At 66.4% G+C, this 15,692-nt stretch carries 13 protein-coding genes; 8 read left to right on the top strand and 5 right to left on the bottom strand.

The window, feature by feature from the left end:
• Positions 1 to 65 precede the first annotated feature (65 nt).
• Positions 66 to 962 carry a dienelactone hydrolase family protein gene (locus V5F78_RS11895; protein ID WP_394072464.1) on the top strand — a complete coding sequence of 299 codons (897 nt, stop codon included), beginning with the start codon at positions 66 to 68 and terminating at the stop codon, positions 960 to 962.
• A gap of 146 nt (positions 963 to 1,108) precedes the next feature.
• On the top strand, positions 1,109 to 1,384 hold the full coding sequence (locus V5F78_RS11890; protein ID WP_394072462.1) for a hypothetical protein: 276 nt from the start codon (positions 1,109 to 1,111) through the stop codon (positions 1,382 to 1,384).
• Positions 1,385 to 1,396: 12 nt separating this feature from the next.
• Here the strand turns inward: V5F78_RS11890 and V5F78_RS11885 are convergent, their stop codons facing one another.
• Positions 1,397 to 2,638, bottom strand: a complete 1,242-nt coding sequence (locus tag V5F78_RS11885) for an alpha/beta hydrolase (protein WP_394072460.1) — start codon at positions 2,636 to 2,638, stop codon at positions 1,397 to 1,399.
• A 237-nt stretch (positions 2,639 to 2,875) separates the two neighbouring features.
• On the bottom strand, positions 2,876 to 4,003 hold the full coding sequence (locus V5F78_RS11880; RefSeq protein ID WP_394072458.1) for an aminomethyl transferase family protein: 1,128 nt from the start codon (positions 4,001 to 4,003) through the stop codon (positions 2,876 to 2,878).
• 313 nt (positions 4,004 to 4,316) lie between these two features.
• Between V5F78_RS11880 and V5F78_RS11875 the strand changes: the two genes are divergently transcribed.
• The 6 genes from V5F78_RS11875 (at position 4,317) to V5F78_RS11850 (ending at position 11,773) form a co-directional block, all read left to right on the top strand.
• The gene (locus V5F78_RS11875; protein ID WP_394072456.1) at positions 4,317 to 5,720 is read left to right on the top strand and encodes an acyl-CoA dehydrogenase family protein; all 1,404 of its coding nucleotides are present in this window, start codon (positions 4,317 to 4,319) and stop codon (positions 5,718 to 5,720) included.
• Positions 5,721 to 5,794: 74 nt separating this feature from the next.
• Positions 5,795 to 6,397: a flavin reductase family protein gene (locus V5F78_RS11870; RefSeq protein ID WP_394072454.1), complete on the top strand. Its 603-nt coding sequence runs from the start codon at positions 5,795 to 5,797 to the stop codon at positions 6,395 to 6,397.
• Between the two features lie 5 nt (positions 6,398 to 6,402).
• A complete protein-coding gene (locus V5F78_RS11865; protein WP_394072452.1) occupies positions 6,403 to 8,721 on the top strand; it encodes a trimethylamine N-oxide demethylase in 2,319 nt (772 codons plus the stop codon).
• Between the two features lie 236 nt (positions 8,722 to 8,957).
• Entirely contained in the window at positions 8,958 to 9,545 is a 588-nt protein-coding gene (locus tag V5F78_RS11860; protein WP_394072450.1) for a dimethylamine monooxygenase subunit DmmA family protein, read from the top strand.
• Positions 9,542 to 10,498 (top strand): PDR/VanB family oxidoreductase, encoded by a 957-nt coding sequence (locus tag V5F78_RS11855; RefSeq protein WP_394072448.1) that lies wholly within the window; start codon positions 9,542 to 9,544, stop codon positions 10,496 to 10,498. Before V5F78_RS11860 ends, V5F78_RS11855 begins: the two co-directional genes overlap by 4 nt.
• Positions 10,499 to 10,717: 219 nt before the next feature.
• Entirely contained in the window at positions 10,718 to 11,773 is a 1,056-nt protein-coding gene (locus V5F78_RS11850) for a heme-dependent oxidative N-demethylase family protein (protein WP_394067868.1), read from the top strand.
• 40 nt (positions 11,774 to 11,813) lie between these two features.
• On the opposite strand, the gene V5F78_RS11845 is transcribed toward V5F78_RS11850, so the two are convergent.
• The 3 genes from V5F78_RS11845 to egtB form a co-directional block, all read right to left on the bottom strand.
• The gene (locus V5F78_RS11845) at positions 11,814 to 13,106 is read right to left on the bottom strand and encodes an MFS transporter (protein ID WP_394067870.1); all 1,293 of its coding nucleotides are present in this window, start codon (positions 13,104 to 13,106) and stop codon (positions 11,814 to 11,816) included.
• Positions 13,107 to 13,246: 140 nt separating this feature from the next.
• Positions 13,247 to 14,215 (bottom strand): L-histidine N(alpha)-methyltransferase, encoded by a 969-nt coding sequence (gene egtD, locus V5F78_RS11840; RefSeq protein ID WP_394067872.1) that lies wholly within the window; start codon positions 14,213 to 14,215, stop codon positions 13,247 to 13,249.
• A gap of 13 nt (positions 14,216 to 14,228) precedes the next feature.
• Entirely contained in the window at positions 14,229 to 15,491 is a 1,263-nt protein-coding gene (gene egtB, locus V5F78_RS11835) for an ergothioneine biosynthesis protein EgtB (protein ID WP_394067874.1), read from the bottom strand.
• Positions 15,492 to 15,692 lie beyond the last annotated feature (201 nt).

Raw genomic sequence — 15,692 nt, 5'->3', positions numbered from 1 at the left:
CCGGCCGCGTCCCGTGGCACAGGACGGGGGCCGCTGCTGCCGGCGGCGTGAATGAGGAGATCGCCATGGATTCCACGCCCATCGCGCCCGCCGCCGATCCCGCCCTCGAAGGGCTCGAGGGATTGGTGCGCGAACCCCTGTCCCGGCGCGGCTTCGTCATGACAGGCCTGATCGCCGGCTTCACCCTCGCCACCACCTCGGTGCAGGCGCAGGCCATCCACACCGATGGCGCCGGCCTCGTCGCCGGGGAAGTGAAGATCCCCACCTCAGATGGCGACATGCCCGGCTATCGCGCCATGCCCGAGGGCAATGGCCCGTTCCCGCTGGTGATCGTGGTGGAGGAGATTTTCGGCGTTCACGAATATATCAAGGACATCTGCCGCCGGCTCGCCAAGCAGGGCTATTGCGCGGTGGCGCCCGAGCTTTATGCCCGCCAGGGCGATCTCACGGGCATGACCGACATCCAGCAGATCGTCCGCGACGTCATCTCCAAGAAGCCCGACGCGGAAATGCTCTCCGATCTCGACGCGGCCGTGGCCTGGGCGGTGAAAAGCTCCAAGGCGGACGAAAACCGGCTCGGCATCACCGGCTTCTGCCGGGGCGGGCGCTCGGTGTGGCTCTATGCGGCGCATAATCCCAAGCTGAAGGCGGCCGTCGCCTGGTACGGCCCCATCGGCGGCGCGCGCACCGATATCCAGCCCAAGACCGCCGCCGATGTCGCCGCCGATCTCAAGGCCCCCGTGCTCGGCCTCTATGGCGCCGCCGACACCGGCATTCCGGTGGCCGACGTGGAAAAGCAGCGCGACACGGCGCGGGCCGCCGGCAAGACGGTGGACATCGTGCTCTATCCCGATACGCCCCACGCCTTCCATGCCGACTACCGCCCGAGCTATCGCAAGGAAGCGGCCGAGGACGGCTGGAAGCGCATGCTCGCCTGGTTCAAGACATACGGCGTCGGCTGACCGCGTTTTGCTCAGGCCCGCCACCCGCCGGGCGGGATGCGGGCGCCATGCCGCCATCCGCCCTTCCGCATGCGCGGGCGGGGGCTAAGCTGGGCGATCGCGGGCGGCCTTGCCGTCCGCGCCACGCCATACCGGGAGAGCCCCTCATGCCGCGCCATTCCCAAAGGTCCATATCCCGCACCAAGGCGGCGGCCGTCGGCGCCTCCGCGATCGGTGCCTCCACCGTGGGCACCGCCTCGTTCGGCGCCATCGCGGTGGGGGCGCTGGCATTCGGCGCGCTCGCCATCGGGGCGCTGGCCATCGGCCGGCTCGCCATCAAGCGGGCGCGCATCCGCTCGCTCACCATAGATGAGCTGACGGTGAAGAAGCTCACCATCCTGTCGCAGCCCGGCGCGCCGCAGCCCGGCGCAACCGAGGCCTGAGGGCTCCGGCCGCTATTGGATCGGCGCGGCGGGGGAGAGGATCGAGGGAAGCGCCGGGGCGGGCACCGCCGCGGGCAGCACGCCAACGTTCCGGTTGACCCCGGAAATCTGGATGCCGTCCAGCTCGATCGTGTTGGGCTTGTCGCTGGCCAGCGCCCCATGGGCCGCGAGCTGGCCGCGCAGGGCGGGAGCGAGCTGCGCCAGCTGGGCGAACTTGCCGTGGTTCATGGGGTCCATGGCCTTCACATTGGTCATGTCGATCACCACCGCGCCGAGCGCCACCAATTCCCCGTCATTGGTGTAATTGCCGAGCCGCACCTTGCCGCCGGCCAGGAAATCGGAGAAGCCGAGCGCCTTGTCGTCGCGCGAGACGATGACGATGAACGGCTTTTCCGGCTTGCCGAAGCGCTTCAGCTGGGATTTGAACACGTCCACGTCGATGTCCGGCGCGGCGAGGATGACGTTGCCGATGCGGGCGGGCGGCAGGCCCTTGCCGCCGATCTTCATCTGTCGCAGCGCCTCCACGGTCACCCAATTGCCCATGGAATGGGCCATGATGGTGATCTTCTCCGCCTTGCTGGAGGCGACCAGGGTCAGCGTGTGTTCCAGATTGTCGCGCGCGGCGGTGGCGCTGTTGTTGTCGTAGACATAATCCTCGGTCTTGCCGCGCGAGGCCCAGCTGAACAGCACAGGCACGCCCGGCACGTCCGAATCATGGGCCATCTGCGTCAGGCGGTAGAGCGCTTCCGAGAACATGGTGTTGTAGCCGTGCACGAACACCAGAACGTTGCGGCTGCCCGCCGGCAGCAGGGCGAGCTGGGCATTGAGGTCGCGCACGAAATCCTGGTCGGTGTCGCGATACACCGCTTCGTGCACCACCATGTCGGTGGCGGGATTGCCGGGCGCCTGCTTGGGCCATTCGATGCCGCCGGGCTGGTGGGCGGGCGGCACGGTCAGCGTCACGGTGGCAAAGTCGAGCCCGTTCCCGCGCTCGCCGCTGAACAGGGTGCCGGGTCGCGGGTCGCGCGCGCGGGTGGTGGCGACGAGGATCGTATGCGGCTTGGCGCCCGGCGCCTCGACGAGGTTCGGCGTCAGCACATCGGCGCCCGGCCGGTCGGCGCAGGCGGACAGCAGGGGCGCGGCGGCGAGCAGCAAGGCGAGAATGGGCAGGGCGGAGAAGAGTGCGGCACGCTTGGTCTGCACAGGTGCGGCGCTGCCGGCGCCGCGCAAAATCTGCCTGGATATGAAAGTCACCGAATGTCCGCCCCGATCCCGGTCGCCCCGGTGCTTGAGCATAGCAGAAGCACCGGCCGGCCGGCGATCGGCATTTTTAGCCGCGTACAGATGTTTAATAGGGAGCGACGGGCGCTTCTGCGGCCCGCCCCCAGTCCGGCCCTCTCCCCGCGGGGGAGAGGGGGCTTCGAGATCACCTCTCCCTGCCGGGGAGAGGTCGGCCGCGCAGCGGACGGGTGAGGGGGAAGCCGCGCCGGCTCAGCCGCGCTCGTCGGGCGGGTGTGTGCGTAGGCGCAGGGGATCGTAGAAGGGCGTGCGCACCACGGTCGCCTCATAGCTCTTGCCGTCGTCCACCACGGTCACGGCGGTGCCAAGCGCCGTGAGGCTCGGAACCAGGGAGACCAGCGCCAGCGATTTCATCAAATGCTGGCTGAACACGGTGGAATTCACCGTGCCCACCTCCTGCCCGTCCTTGAGGATCTTGGCGCCCGGGGTGATGGCCGCGGAATGCATCACTTCCAGCCCCGCCTGGTGGGTGCGCTCGGTGCCCTTGCGGCGGATGAGGGCCTCCTTGCCGCGAAAATCCGGCTTGGAGAGGTCCACCGTCCAGTCCATCAGCACTTCCCAGGGGGTGGTGTCCTTGTGGGGCATGTCGAACGGGAAGAACAGCAAAGCGGCTTCCACGCGGCCAAAGTCCAGGCAATCCCACGACACGGGCATGATGCCGAAAGGCTTGCCGGCCTCCAGGATCTTGTCCCACATCTCGACCGCGTCCTTGGCCTTCACGAACACCTCATAGCCGCGCTCGCCGGAATAGCCGCCGCGCGCCAGGGAAACGTCGATGCCGTAGAGGGTGGTCGGTGCATGGCCGAAATAGGGGATGCCGGCGATGTCCAGCGGCGTGCCGGGCTGGAGGATTTCCAGCGCCTTCGGCCCTTGCAGGGAGAGGATGTGCACATCGTCATCGCGCGCGAAAGTGACGTCCAGCCCCTCGGTGAGGAGTGGGAGCACCTCCTCGGTGGCGCCGCCGCCGTGGGAGAGGCGATAGGCCGTGGGGCTGTCGCAATAGATCAGCACGTCGTCGATCAGCCCGCCGTCTTCTCCCACCATGGAGGAGATCATGGAGCGGCCGGGCGCGATCTTTGCAACGTCGGACGTGACGAGGCGGTTGAGGAAGGCGGTGGCGTCGGGACCCGAGACATTGACGATCTTCAGCGCCGACACGTCGATGAGCCCGGCGCGGGAGCGGACGGCCGTCACCTCCTCATAGGGATCGGTCGCGTAATGCTGGGGAATGGCGGTGTCGTTCCAGGATTCTTCCAGCTTCGATCCGAGCGCGCGGTGACGCTCGTTCAGGATCGACTGGCGCAATGGCGTCGGGCTCATTCTTTGCGTCCCCTCAGGCTCTGCAAGGCGGGGTCATCCTTGTGCGAGGGGCATTTTCTGTCAATTACTTTTCCTGAGAAGAAATCTTTTGGCTAAGATGCCTAATATTGGGGCGATGCAAAAACGCTAAGCCGTTGCTTTTGAATATTTTGCCTAAATCGAAGGCGTTTACCTGCCTGCTTTTGGTTCTTGCGTCCAAGCGTGCATTTGGCAATCTGTTTCTGCGGCGGCAAAAAAGTTCACTGCGGGGAACAGCTAAGCCGGGACATTCACCGCTCGCGTGCTGAAGCGCCGGGCGTTCGGAGCAAGCGTCATGTCGCAAGTCAAAATGTGGGGCCAGGAGGAGTTCTGGGGCCTTGGGTTCGAATGGGACCCGCAATGGCTCCTCACCCCCGCCCAGAAGGAATTGCAGGCCAAGCTCATCGCTCTGTGCGAGACCACGCTGCGCGCCAATGCGGTGGAGAGTGACGCCCAATACATCTATCCCCGCAAGAATTTCGAGGCGCTCGCCACCCTCGGCCTGCTGTCCCTGACGGTGCCGAAGGAGCTCGGCGGCCTGGGTGAAAGCCATGTCTGCGCAGCGATGGTTGTCGAGACCATCGCGCGCTACGGCTGCCCCTCCACCGCCATGTGCTACACCATGCACCTTGGCGCGGTGGCCGCCGCGCTGCTGCGTTATCACGACAACGCCCGCCTCACCGACATCCTCAAGCGGCTGGATGCGGACGTGCTGATCGGCACGCTCTCTTATTCCGATCCCGAGACCGGCTCGCATTTCTGGTACCCCATCTCCTCCAAGGCCGAAGCTTTCGGCGATGGCTGGAAGATCACCAAGAAGGCCTCCTGGACCACCTCCGGCGGCTTTGCCGATTGGTACATCCTCCAGACCACCAGCCCCGGCTTCTCCGGCGATTATTCCGATCTCTCCTGCTTCCTGGTGCTGAAGGACGACGTGAAGTCCAATCCGTCCGAATGGGACGGCCTCGGCCTGCGCGGCAACCAGTCCGGTCCGATCCAGGTGGAAGGCGTGGTGATCCCCAAGGACGCCATGGTCGGCCCCATCGGGGATGGCGCGAAATCCAACGACGAAGTGGTCGACCCGTTCTTCCTCACCTGCTCGTCCGCCTGCTGGAACGGCATCTCGCTTGCGGTGATCGACATCGCCAAGCGCCACACCACGCGCAAGACCCACAATGACGTGGGCATGCGCGTCGCCGATTATCCGACCATCCAGGATTATGTCGGCGAAGCGATCATGGACACCAATGCGTGCCGTGCCTTCGTCTTCCAGATGGCCCAGGCGCTCGACAGCGTCACCAATAATTGCGACTGGTCGATCCACAAGGACCTCGACGCGCTGCCGCGCTCGGCGCTGCTGCACTGGCTGTGGCAGGTGAAGTTCGAGGCCGCCAAGAACGTCACCCATGTCACCGACAAGATGCTGCACGCCTGCGGCGGCACCGGCTATCGCCCGGCGCTTCAGATCGAGCGCTACCTGCGCGACGGCAAGGCTGGCTGGGTCATGGGCCCCACCAACGAAGTGCTGCGCCAGTTCGTCGGCAAGGCTTCGCTGCTGGGCTTCGAGAGCCTGGATTATTGGAACAAGTCCATCAACCAGCGCATGCTCAACAATGAAGTGAAGAAGATGGACGACGCGCAGAAGCGCGCCTTCGCCGAGAAGCTCCTCGCCGAGCTTCAGCCGGCCAAGGTGGCGTGAGCGCCGCCGCCATGCAGCCGGACGCGGGCCTGCGGGGTGCGGCCGCGCAACATGGGGGACAAGGCTTGTCCCCCATGCCGGCTTCCGTCACCTTCCCGGCTTCGGGCGTTCCGCACGGCGCCGGCGGCCTGGCCGTCGCCGGCGAACGCGGGAGCGAGGAGCGCCTTCAACTCATGACCCGCATTGATCTCGACGCCCGCTTCGACCCGCGCGAATTGCGCAATGTGCTCGGCCGGTTCGCCACCGGCATCGCCGTGGTGCTGGGCCGCGACGAAGAGGGGCCGCTGGGCGTGACGGTGAATTCCTTCTCCTCCGTCTCGCTCGATCCGCCGCTGATCCTGTTCTCCATGGCCCGCTCGCTGCATTCGCTGGCGCGGCTGGAGAAGCTCAAGTTCTTCACGGTCAATGTGCTGCTGGAAGGGCAGGAAGAGCTTTCCAACCGCTTCGCGCGCGGCGGCGCCGACAAGTTCGCCAATCTCGAGCTTCACGAGGGCCATTCGGGCGCGCCCATGCTGCGCCCGGCCCATGCCGCCTTCGAATGCGCCGCCTATGCCCATTATGACGGCGGGGACCATGAGATCTTCGTCGGCCGTGTCGTGCATTTCCATGCCGAGGGCGAGGGCGCCCCGCTCATCTATTACCGCGGGCGCTATCGCTCGCTCACCGATCCGGACTGAAGCTTATGGATGCCATCGCCGCGCCTTCCTTGTCTTCCGGCCCGCCCTCGGCGCCCCGCTCGCTGGCCGAGCGGCGCGTGGTGCCGGGCGGCGGCTGTGCCGCCTTCGCGCTGAAGGCGGGCGATGAAATCCGCATCACCGATCCCGAGGGCCTCCAGGCCGCTGACCTCTTCGCCTTCGACGCCACCGGCGCCGATGCCGCGCCGGCGCTGGGGCTCGATGCGGCGCCGCTGGGCGCGCCGCTCGCCGCGCGCCTGACCGGCGAGGGGGGCGCGGACGTCGCGCGCCTGCTGGCGCAGCGCGGCATCGACACCCAGGCCCCCGCCCGCGTGTTGCTGGGCGGAAGCGATGCCCCCGGCGCCGAGGCCCGCCTGACCGCACTCGGGGATCTTCTGGTGGTGATCGCCGCCGGCGGCCCGCTGATGGCGCCGGACGAGCAGAGCCCGCCCACCGAACTGAAGGTGGACGTGTCCCGCGTCGCCGGCTCGCTGCCGGAACTTCCCCCGCCGCTGGGTGAAATGGTGCTGGACCTGCGGGTGCCAGCCGCCCGCGCCAAGGCTTACCGCGTGAAGGCCGGCGACTACATCCAGATCATCGACGTGGAAGGCCGGCAATGCTCCGACTTCCTCGCCTTCGACGCCAAGGCGCTGGACGAGGAGGGGCTGGAATACGGCCTCGATTCCACCACCACCCGCACGCTCATGGGCTCGGCCTTTCCCGGCCCCGGCCTGCATTCGAAATATTTCGACGAACGCCAGATGCCGCTGGTGGAAGTCGTGCGCGACACGGTGGGGCGGCACGATACCTTCGCGCTCGCCTGCTCGGCCAAATATTACGAGGACATGGGCTATCCCGGCCACGACAATTGCTCGGACAATTTCAACCTTGTCCTGAAGCCTTACGGCATCAAGGAAAAGCGCGGCTGGCCGGCGATCAATTTCTTCTTCAACACCTGCGTTGAAAGCTCCAACGCCTTGACCATGGACGAGCCGTGGTCGCGCCCCGGCGATTATGTGCTGCTGCGGGCCATGACGGACCTTTTGTGCGCCTCCTCCTCCTGCGCCGACGACATCGATTCCGCCAATGCCTGGAATCCGACCGACATTCATGTGCGCGTCTATGACGGCGGCACGCCCATCTCCAAAGGAACCGCGTTCCGCATGACCCCCGAAGCCGAGCCGCGCCTGACGCGGGAGAGCGCCTTCCATCCAAGGATCGCCGAGCAGACCCGCAATTTCGTGGAATATCGCGGCTTCTGGCTGCCCACCTGCTTCACCGGCGCGGGGCCGATCGCCGAATATTGGGCCTGCCGCGAAAAGGCGGCGGTGATGGACCTCTCGCCGCTGCGCAAGTTCGAGGTGACCGGCCCGGACGCGGAAGTGCTGCTCCAGCGCACGGTCACGCGCGACATCCGCAAGCTTTCGGTCGGCCAGGTGGTCTATACCGCGCTGTGCTACGAGCACGGCGGCATGATCGACGATGCCACCGTTTTCCGCCTCGGCCCGGCGAATTTCCGCGTGGTGTGCGGCGAGGAATTCACCGGCAAATGGCTGCGCGACAAGGCGGCGGAATGGGGTCTGAAAGCCTTCGTCAAATCCTCCACCGACCAGCTCCATAACATCGCCGTGCAAGGGCCGCTGAGCCGCGAGATCCTGTCCGAGATCATCTGGACCTCGCCCGTCCAGCCTTCGATCGCCGAGCTGAAATGGTTCCGCTTCGCCATCGCCCGCCTCGGCGGGCCGCAGGGGCCGGCGCTGATCGTCTCGCGCACCGGCTATACCGGCGAACTCGGGTTCGAGATCTGGTGCCATCCCAAGGATGCGACCGCGCTGTGGGATGCGGTGTGGAAAGCCGGCGCGCCCAAGGGCATGAGCCCGCTCGGCCTCACCGCGCTGGATATGCTGCGGGTGGAGGCGGGCCTCGTGTTCGCGGGCTATGATTTCTGCGACCAGACCGACCCGTTCGAGGCCGGCATCGGCTTCGCGGTGGCCAATAAGGACGAGGATTTCGTCGGCCGCGAGGCCCTGATGCGCCGCAAGGCCAATCCGGCGCGCAAGATGGTGGGCCTGCTCGTCGGTTCCAATGACGATGTGGGCCACGGCGACCCGATCTATAGCGGCCGCGCCCAGGTGGGCGTCGTCACCAGCGCCACCAAGTCGCCGATCCTGAAACAGAATATCGCTTTGGCGCGGCTGGATATCGCCGCGGCGGAGGCGGGCGGGCCGATCGAGATCGGCAAGCTGGACGGACACCAGAAGCGCATTCCCGCGCAGATCGTGCCGTTCCCGCATTTCGACCCGCAGAAGACGCGGGTGCGGGCATAGGAGGCGCGTCGCGGACGAGGCGCGCTCCGCGGCGCGATGCCCCCTCCCTGACCCTCCCCCGCAAGCGGGAGAGGGAATGGAGCAAGGCGTGCGAGGCATCCTGTTTCCCAATCCCGGCATGCTCCCTCTCCCGCTTGCGGGGGAGGGCTGGGGAGGGGGAAGCGGGCGTAAGCAGGCCCGGGCGTCTCGGCCCGTTTCCTGCTTGCCCGACAGTGTAAACTGAACCGGAAGGCATCATGAGCGATCAAGGCATCAAGAGCCGGCCCAAATACGCCCCGCTGGAACTGGACCCGGCCGGGCGACACCATCTGCTTGTGGTCGAAGGCCCGGCGCTGCCGGCGGAAGCGCTGGCCGAGGGGTTTGAGCCGGCCGCCTGCGAGACCTGGACCGTCGTAAACCGCAGCGCGCTGCTCCCGGTCTCCGTGGTGGATGGGGCGGGCGACAGCGTGCGGCCGTTCCGTTCCAACGGCCATCTGTTCTCTGCCCTGGAGGAGCGCCTCGCCCGCGAAACCATGGGCCTACGGCTCTACGGCGCCGGCTCCGAGCCGTTCCTGTGGGATGTGTTCCGCATTGCCGAGGCTGCCGGAATGAGCCGGCAGGAAATCCGCCTCGCCCATGCGGGAACCAGGGCGCGGCGCGTGTTCTGCGTGCATTGCCGCACCTATGGCGAGGGGGTGACGACCTCCATCTTCACCTGCACCGGCTGCGGGGCGAACCTGTTCGTGCGCGATCATTTCTCCCGCCGGCATGCGGCCTTCATGGGCGTGCAGGTGGATGCCGAAGTCCCCGGCGCCGTGCCCGATGCCGAGGAGCTTTACGCATGATCGCTTCAGGTCCGATCCCGGTCCGCATCCACGAGATCGAGCAGCTTTCGCCCACGCTGAAGCGCTTCGCCTTCGAGCCGTTGCATGGCGGCCCGCTCCCGACGCCTTCCGCCGGCGCCCATGTCATGGTCACCCTGCGCCACGAGGGGCGGGTGATGAAGAATGCCTATTCCCTGGTGTCCCCGCCTGAGAGCCGGGCGCGCTATGAAATCATCGTGCGCCATGTGGCGCAGTCGCGCGGCGGTTCGCGGTTTCTGCACCAGAACGTGGCCCGCGGCGACGTGATCGAGATCGGGGTGCCGGGCAATCTGTTTCCGCTCGCCGCCAAGGCCAGGAAGCACCTGCTGATCGCGGGCGGCATCGGCATCACCCCGCTGCTGTCCTATGTGCCGGCGCTGAAGGCGCGCGGCGCGCGGTTCGAGTTGCACCAGCTCTGCACGGCGGAAGAGGCGCCGGTGTTCGAGAAGCTGCTGGCGCCGCACGCGGCGGGGGAGGACATCTTCATCCACGGCAACGGACGCGCGGCGTTCGATCTTGCGGGGATTTTGGCACGCCAGCCGCTCGGCACCCATGTCTATACCTGCGGCCCGCGCGCTCTGATGGATGCGGTGATCACGAGCGCCGCCGCGCTCGGCTGGCCTTCGGGCAAGATCCACCGCGAAAGCTTCGGCGATGCCTCCGGAGGCCTGCCGTTCAAGGCGGTGCTGGCCAAATCCGGCATCGAGGTGCAGGTCGCCGACAACCAGACCCTGCTGGAGGCGTTGGAGGCACAGGGCATCGCGGCGCCCTGCCTGTGCCGGGGCGGGGCCTGCGGGGAATGCAAGCTCGATGTGCTCGACGGCGAGGTGGAGCACCGCGACGACTTCCTCTCAGCGGAGGAGAAGGCCTCGCAGAAATTCATCATGCCCTGCGTCTCGCGGGCCCGCACCGCGCAGCTGGTGTTGGATTTTTGACGCGTCCCATCGGTCCTGCTCCCTCTCCCCGAGGGGGAGAGGGCTGGGGTGAGGGGCGAAAGCGTTGCGGATCGAATGGGTGGCGCCCCCTCACCCGTCCGCTGCGCGGCCGACCTCTCCCCGGCGGGGAGAGGTGAAAGCCGGGGATGCCCATGCTCAAACCCCTCACGGGGGGGAGGGGCGTTCCCGAGACTGCCATCGTGACCGGAAGGACGTTCCATGACCCTTCAATTCAAGCCCAACGAGACCTTCCGCCGCGACTTCACCTATCGCAATTCCAGCGCGGCGATCCTGCACTTTCCGTTCCCGTTCCCCGAAGACCAGTACATGTATTCGGTGAACATCGAGCCCCATGTGAAGGGCGGCGCGAGCCCCGCCTATGACCATGTGTTCGACGTGGACGAGCATTATGTCGCCGAGTGCCGCGAGCGGGCCCAGGTGCTGGCGGAGGATCCCAAGCGCTGCCAGGTGCTCCCCCACATGATGGCGGCGCAATGGGACACGCTCGAACTCCTCATGGAAAGCCTCGCCGCCGATTACCCCGAGCATTTCTCGCTCACCAAGGCGGGAGACCTGTGGACCTGGATCAACCGGCCGCTCGGAATCCACCAGAGCTTCACCATCGGCAAGGCGGAGACCCTGCCGTGCCCGCCGTTCGAATATATCACCCGCCAGGCGCAAGGTGATTTCACCTTGCAGGACCAGCGCGAGGACAATCTCTATGTGGACGGCGGCATGGTCACCACCCAGGCCGACTGGTCGTTCGAATTCGACATCGGCATGAGCTTCCACGAATGGCACGGCCCGGTGCCGCTGGCCCACGAGAAGGGCGTGTTCGACCGTGCGCTGAAATATCTGCTGCGCCTGCAATATGGCGCGCCGGTGCGGCGGCTGAACTGGACCATGACCATCAACCCCCGCCTTGACACCTCGCCGGAGAATTATCCGGTCTGGGGGCCGGACAAGGCGAGCGTGACGCCGGAGAACGTCGGGCAGAAGGTGCATCTGCGGGTGGAATTGCAGACCCTATTCCGCCTGCCGCGCTCGAACGCGATCCTGTTCGGCATCCGCTGCTATCTGGCGAGCCTGGAGGAGGTGGCGCGGGTGCCCAAATGGGGCAAGCGGCTGCATCGCGTGCTGCGGGACCTGCATCCGGACATCGAGGCCTATAAGGGCCTGCCGCGCTTCCGGCAGATGGCCGTGGACTATCTCGCCCCACTCGACGATGGCGCGGCGCTTTCCAAGGGCATCCAGAGCGAGCTGACCACGCTCTGAGGCGAACGGGGCAGGGCCACTTGGCCCCGCCCTCGCGCGCTTACGCCGGCGCGGCGGCTTCCTGCACGCCGACGGCTTCCTTGGCTTCCCTCACCATGGTCGCCGCCGCGAGGCCCACCAGGGAAATCGCCGGCAGCATCAGAATGGCGTAATGATAGGCCTGCGCGGAATATTGGCCGGTATCGCCCGAGCCGCCGACCAGATCCAGCACCAGGCCGAACGCCCATTCCGCGATCCCGCCCAGCAGCATGATGATCATGTTGGTGGAGGCGAGCGCGGTACCGGTGACGGTTTGGGGATTATGCTCCACCACGGTAGCGAAGCAGATCACCTGCGAGCATGAGGCCAGCCCCAGCAGGAGCAGCAGCAGATAGGCCATCGGCAGCGACATGTTGGGGATGATGGCGATCACGAAGGTCACCAGCAGCGTCGCGGCGCTGGCGTAGAGCAGGATCGGCCGGCGGATGCCGAGCCGGTCGGAGGCATATCCGGCCAGCGGCCCGCCCACCAGCCAGCCCACATACATCATGGAAACCGCGCCGGTGGCCTCCAGCTTGGAGGCGCCGGTGATGGCGGAGATATATTCCGCTCCCCACAGCGCGCCGAGGATCGACAGCGGCATATAGAGCGCCGCGCCGATGATGCCGAGATACCAGCTCTGCGGATTGGCATAGACGATGCGCAGCGCCCGCAGCACATTGGGCTTGTAGGGATGGGGCACATCGGTTCCGGCCGGCGGGCGGCTCGGGATCACGAACACGATCAGCGCCGTGATGCCGATGCCGACGAATCCCGCGCCCACCAGCGCGCTCTGCCAGCCGAGCGTTTCCACCATGCGGGCGATGCCGGCATTGCCGATGATGGCGCCGGCCATGCCGAGCGAGGTGGTGAGGCCCGAGAGCCGCGCCAGCATGGAGCGGGGAAACCATTCGGCGGCGATATACATGGTGCCGACGAATGCGAACGCCGAGCCGAAGCCCTGCGCGAACCGTGCCGCCACCAGGAAGAAGCTGTTGGAGCCGATAATTTCCAGAAACGCGCCGGAGGTGCAGATCAACGCCGAAAACACCAGCACCTGCTTCACGCCGAAGCGGTCGATGATGGTGCCCGAGATGAGCTGCATGGGAGAATAGACGAGGTAATATGTGCCCGCCGCCGCGCCCAGTGCGGCCGCCGACAGGCCGAAATGGGTTTGCAGCTCCGGCTCCATGGCGGAAGGGGCGACGCGGACGAAGAATTCATACAGATAGAACAGGGCCGCGGTGCCCCAGATCATCCAGCCGTGCAGGGATGCTTTTCCCTGAAAGCCGGGTCCGCGATCCTCGATAAGCATGTCCCCCGCTCCAATGCGACCCGTTTCAAACAGGGTCCCATGAAGCCATCGACAGGCCAAGCGGTTTTGCTTCCGCGCTGCGGTATGCAGCGCGGCAAATGTGGACAAATCTCAACCCCTTGCGAGGAGGCGGGGCGACGTCAGCCGGGGCTCGCCAGCAGATGCACGCTGAACAGACGGTCCGGGTCGGTCCAGGCCGCCTCGCGGCGCCAACCGGCGTTGGCGGCAAGATCGGCGAAGCTGTCGAGCGTGTATTTGTAGCTGCATTCCGTGTGCAGGCTTTCCCCTGCCGCGAAATGATAGGCGGCCCCTTCCAGGTGCACGGTCTGGGCCTCGGCGCTGACGAGGTGCATCTCGATCCGGCTCGCTGGCGCATTGAAGAAAGCGCGGTGCACGAAGGCGGAAAGCTCGAAATCCGTGCCCAATTCGCGATTGGCACGCACCAGCACGTTCTTGTTGAACTGGGCGGTGACGCCCGCCGCGTCATTATAGGCCGCATGGAGCCGGCGCGGGTCCTTCACCAGGTCCACGCCCACGATCATGCGGCTGCCGGGGCCGAGGGTCTCGCGGGCCCGGGCGAGGAAGTCGCGCGCGTCCGCCGGCTCGAAATTGCCGATGGTGGAACCGGGGAAGAAGCCCAGCAGCGGCCGGCCAAGCGTCATCTGCGGCAAGGCGAAGCGCTGGGTGAAATCATCCGCCAGCGGCAGGATCTCGATGCCGGGATAGGCGCGGCGCAGGTCGGTGGCGGTGCGCTCCAGGAATTCGGCGGAAATATCCACCGGCACATAGGCCGCGAGATGGGGAATGCGATCCAGCAGCAGGCGCACCTTCACGCTGGCGCCGCTGCCGAATTCCACCAATACACCGCCCGGCGGGAGCAGGGCCGCCAGATCCTCCGCATGGTCGCGCAGGATGCTGATCTCGGTGCGGGTGGGATAATATTCGGGCAACTGGGTGATCTGCTCGAACAGGGCCGAGCCGGCGGCATCATAGAAATATTTCGGCGCAAGGCGCTTGGTGCGGGACGAGAGCGCGAGCGCGAGATCGCGGGCGAATTCCGCGCTCGGCGCCAAAGGCTCCGCGCGTTCGGCGGCGTGGGACAGGGACATGATGTCTCCTCGATCAGATCGCTTCGTCGGCGAGGCGCAGCCCGGTGAACTGCCAGCGCTGATGGGGATGGAAGAAATTGCGATACGTCGTGCGCTCATGCCCGGCCGGCGTTGCCAGCGAGGAGCCGCGCAGCACCATCTGGTTGATCATGAACTTGCCATTGTATTCGCCGAGCGCGCCGGGGGCGGCCCGATAGCCGGGATAGGCGCCGTAGAAGCTACGCGTCCATTGCCACACCACGCCGAAGGCATCGGTCAGCAGGCCCTTGCCGGCCGCCACCTCGAACGCCTCTTCGGTGGGCAGGGACTTGCCGGCGAACCGGGCGAAGGCGTCGGCCTCATAATAGCTCACGTGGCAGACCGGCGCGGTGAGATCCACCGGGCGCAGGCCGCCGAGGGTGAGGGCGAACCAATGCCCGTCCACCTGCCGCCAGTAAAGGGGCGCCTCCCAGCCGCCGGCCTGGGCGGCGCCGAAGCCTTCCGAGAGCCACAGGAGCGGATCTTGGTAGCCGCCGGCCTCCATGAAGGCGAGCCAGTCGCCGTTTGTGACCAGATGCCGGTCGATTTTCGTCGGCGGCACCAGCACCTGGTGGGCTGGGCCCTCATTGTCGAAGGAAAAGCCGTCGCCCTCGTGGCCGACGCGATAGATGCCGCCGGCCAGCAGCACCTGTTCGCGCGGATCCTCCCCCACGTCCGGCCCGGTGGACGGGGCGGTCCAGGCGGGATCATAGGCGGGGTCGGTGGGGTTCAGGGAAAACGCGTGGAGAATGTCGGTGAGCATCAATTCCTGATGCTGCTGCTCGTGGTTGAAGCCGATCTCCATCAAGGCGGCGAGGGCAGGGAGGCGGGCGTCCTCCACCTGTTCCAACAGCGTGATCACCGCCGCGTCCACATGGGCGCGATAGGCGCCGACCTCCTGCGTGGTGGGCCGTGAGATCAGCCCGCGCTTGGGCCGCTCGTGGCGCGGGCCGGCGGAGACATAATAGGAATTGAACAGGAAGGCGAAGCGATCATCGAACGGCACATAGGCCGGTGCGTGCGCGCGCAGGACGAATTGCTCGAAGAACCAGGTGGTGTGAGCGCGATGCCATTTGATCGGGCTGGCATCTGGCATGGACTGGAGGATCTGGTCCTCGGCCGAAAGAGGAGCGGAGCGCCGCTCGGTTTCCCCGCGCACGGACCGAAAGGCAGCGATCAGCCGGGAACGCTGGGTCGTCGCGCCGGTTTCACCCGGAACATGCGATGCGGCGGGCGCGGCCTGGGATGGCCAGGACATGGGCTTCTCCATTTTCCGCCGGCGCGATGCCGCGCGGCAGCCTAATTGGGTCAAACGTCGGGTCTGCCGGCCGGTTCCGAAAGGGGGGCAGGATTTTTTTCGTCTCCGGTGCGCTTATGACGGCCGCTTGGCCTCATAATGAAGCAAGGGAGATTCTATTTCAAAAAATGCCGATAACCACCGACAAACCCTCGCTGCGCC

This window comes from Roseixanthobacter glucoisosaccharinicivorans, from assembly GCF_043195095.2.
GTDB lineage: Bacteria > Pseudomonadota > Alphaproteobacteria > Rhizobiales > Xanthobacteraceae > NCEH01.
The sequence above is the reverse complement of the archived record's forward strand: the minus strand, read 5'-3'. Positions and strand labels throughout refer to the sequence as shown.

What these genes read in the sequence shown, in the direction of transcription:
- V5F78_RS11845 (WP_394067870.1), bottom strand. Translation starts at nt 13,106, where the DNA reads ATGCTTATCGAGGATCGCGGACCCGGCTTTCAGGGAAAAGCATCCCTG.
- V5F78_RS11850 (WP_394067868.1), top strand. Translation starts at nt 10,718, where the DNA reads ATGACCCTTCAATTCAAGCCCAACGAGACCTTCCGCCGCGACTTCACC.
- V5F78_RS11860 (WP_394072450.1), top strand. Translation starts at nt 8,958, where the DNA reads ATGAGCGATCAAGGCATCAAGAGCCGGCCCAAATACGCCCCGCTGGAA.
- egtB (WP_394067874.1), bottom strand. Translation starts at nt 15,491, where the DNA reads ATGTCCTGGCCATCCCAGGCCGCGCCCGCCGCATCGCATGTTCCGGGT.
- V5F78_RS11875 (WP_394072456.1), top strand. Translation starts at nt 4,317, where the DNA reads ATGTCGCAAGTCAAAATGTGGGGCCAGGAGGAGTTCTGGGGCCTTGGG.
- egtD (WP_394067872.1), bottom strand. Translation starts at nt 14,215, where the DNA reads ATGTCCCTGTCCCACGCCGCCGAACGCGCGGAGCCTTTGGCGCCGAGC.
- V5F78_RS11880 (WP_394072458.1), bottom strand. Translation starts at nt 4,003, where the DNA reads ATGAGCCCGACGCCATTGCGCCAGTCGATCCTGAACGAGCGTCACCGC.
- V5F78_RS11855 (WP_394072448.1), top strand. Translation starts at nt 9,542, where the DNA reads ATGATCGCTTCAGGTCCGATCCCGGTCCGCATCCACGAGATCGAGCAG.
- V5F78_RS11890 (WP_394072462.1), top strand. Translation starts at nt 1,109, where the DNA reads ATGCCGCGCCATTCCCAAAGGTCCATATCCCGCACCAAGGCGGCGGCC.
- V5F78_RS11865 (WP_394072452.1), top strand. Translation starts at nt 6,403, where the DNA reads ATGGATGCCATCGCCGCGCCTTCCTTGTCTTCCGGCCCGCCCTCGGCG.
- V5F78_RS11870 (WP_394072454.1), top strand. Translation starts at nt 5,795, where the DNA reads ATGCCGGCTTCCGTCACCTTCCCGGCTTCGGGCGTTCCGCACGGCGCC.
- V5F78_RS11895 (WP_394072464.1), top strand. Translation starts at nt 66, where the DNA reads ATGGATTCCACGCCCATCGCGCCCGCCGCCGATCCCGCCCTCGAAGGG.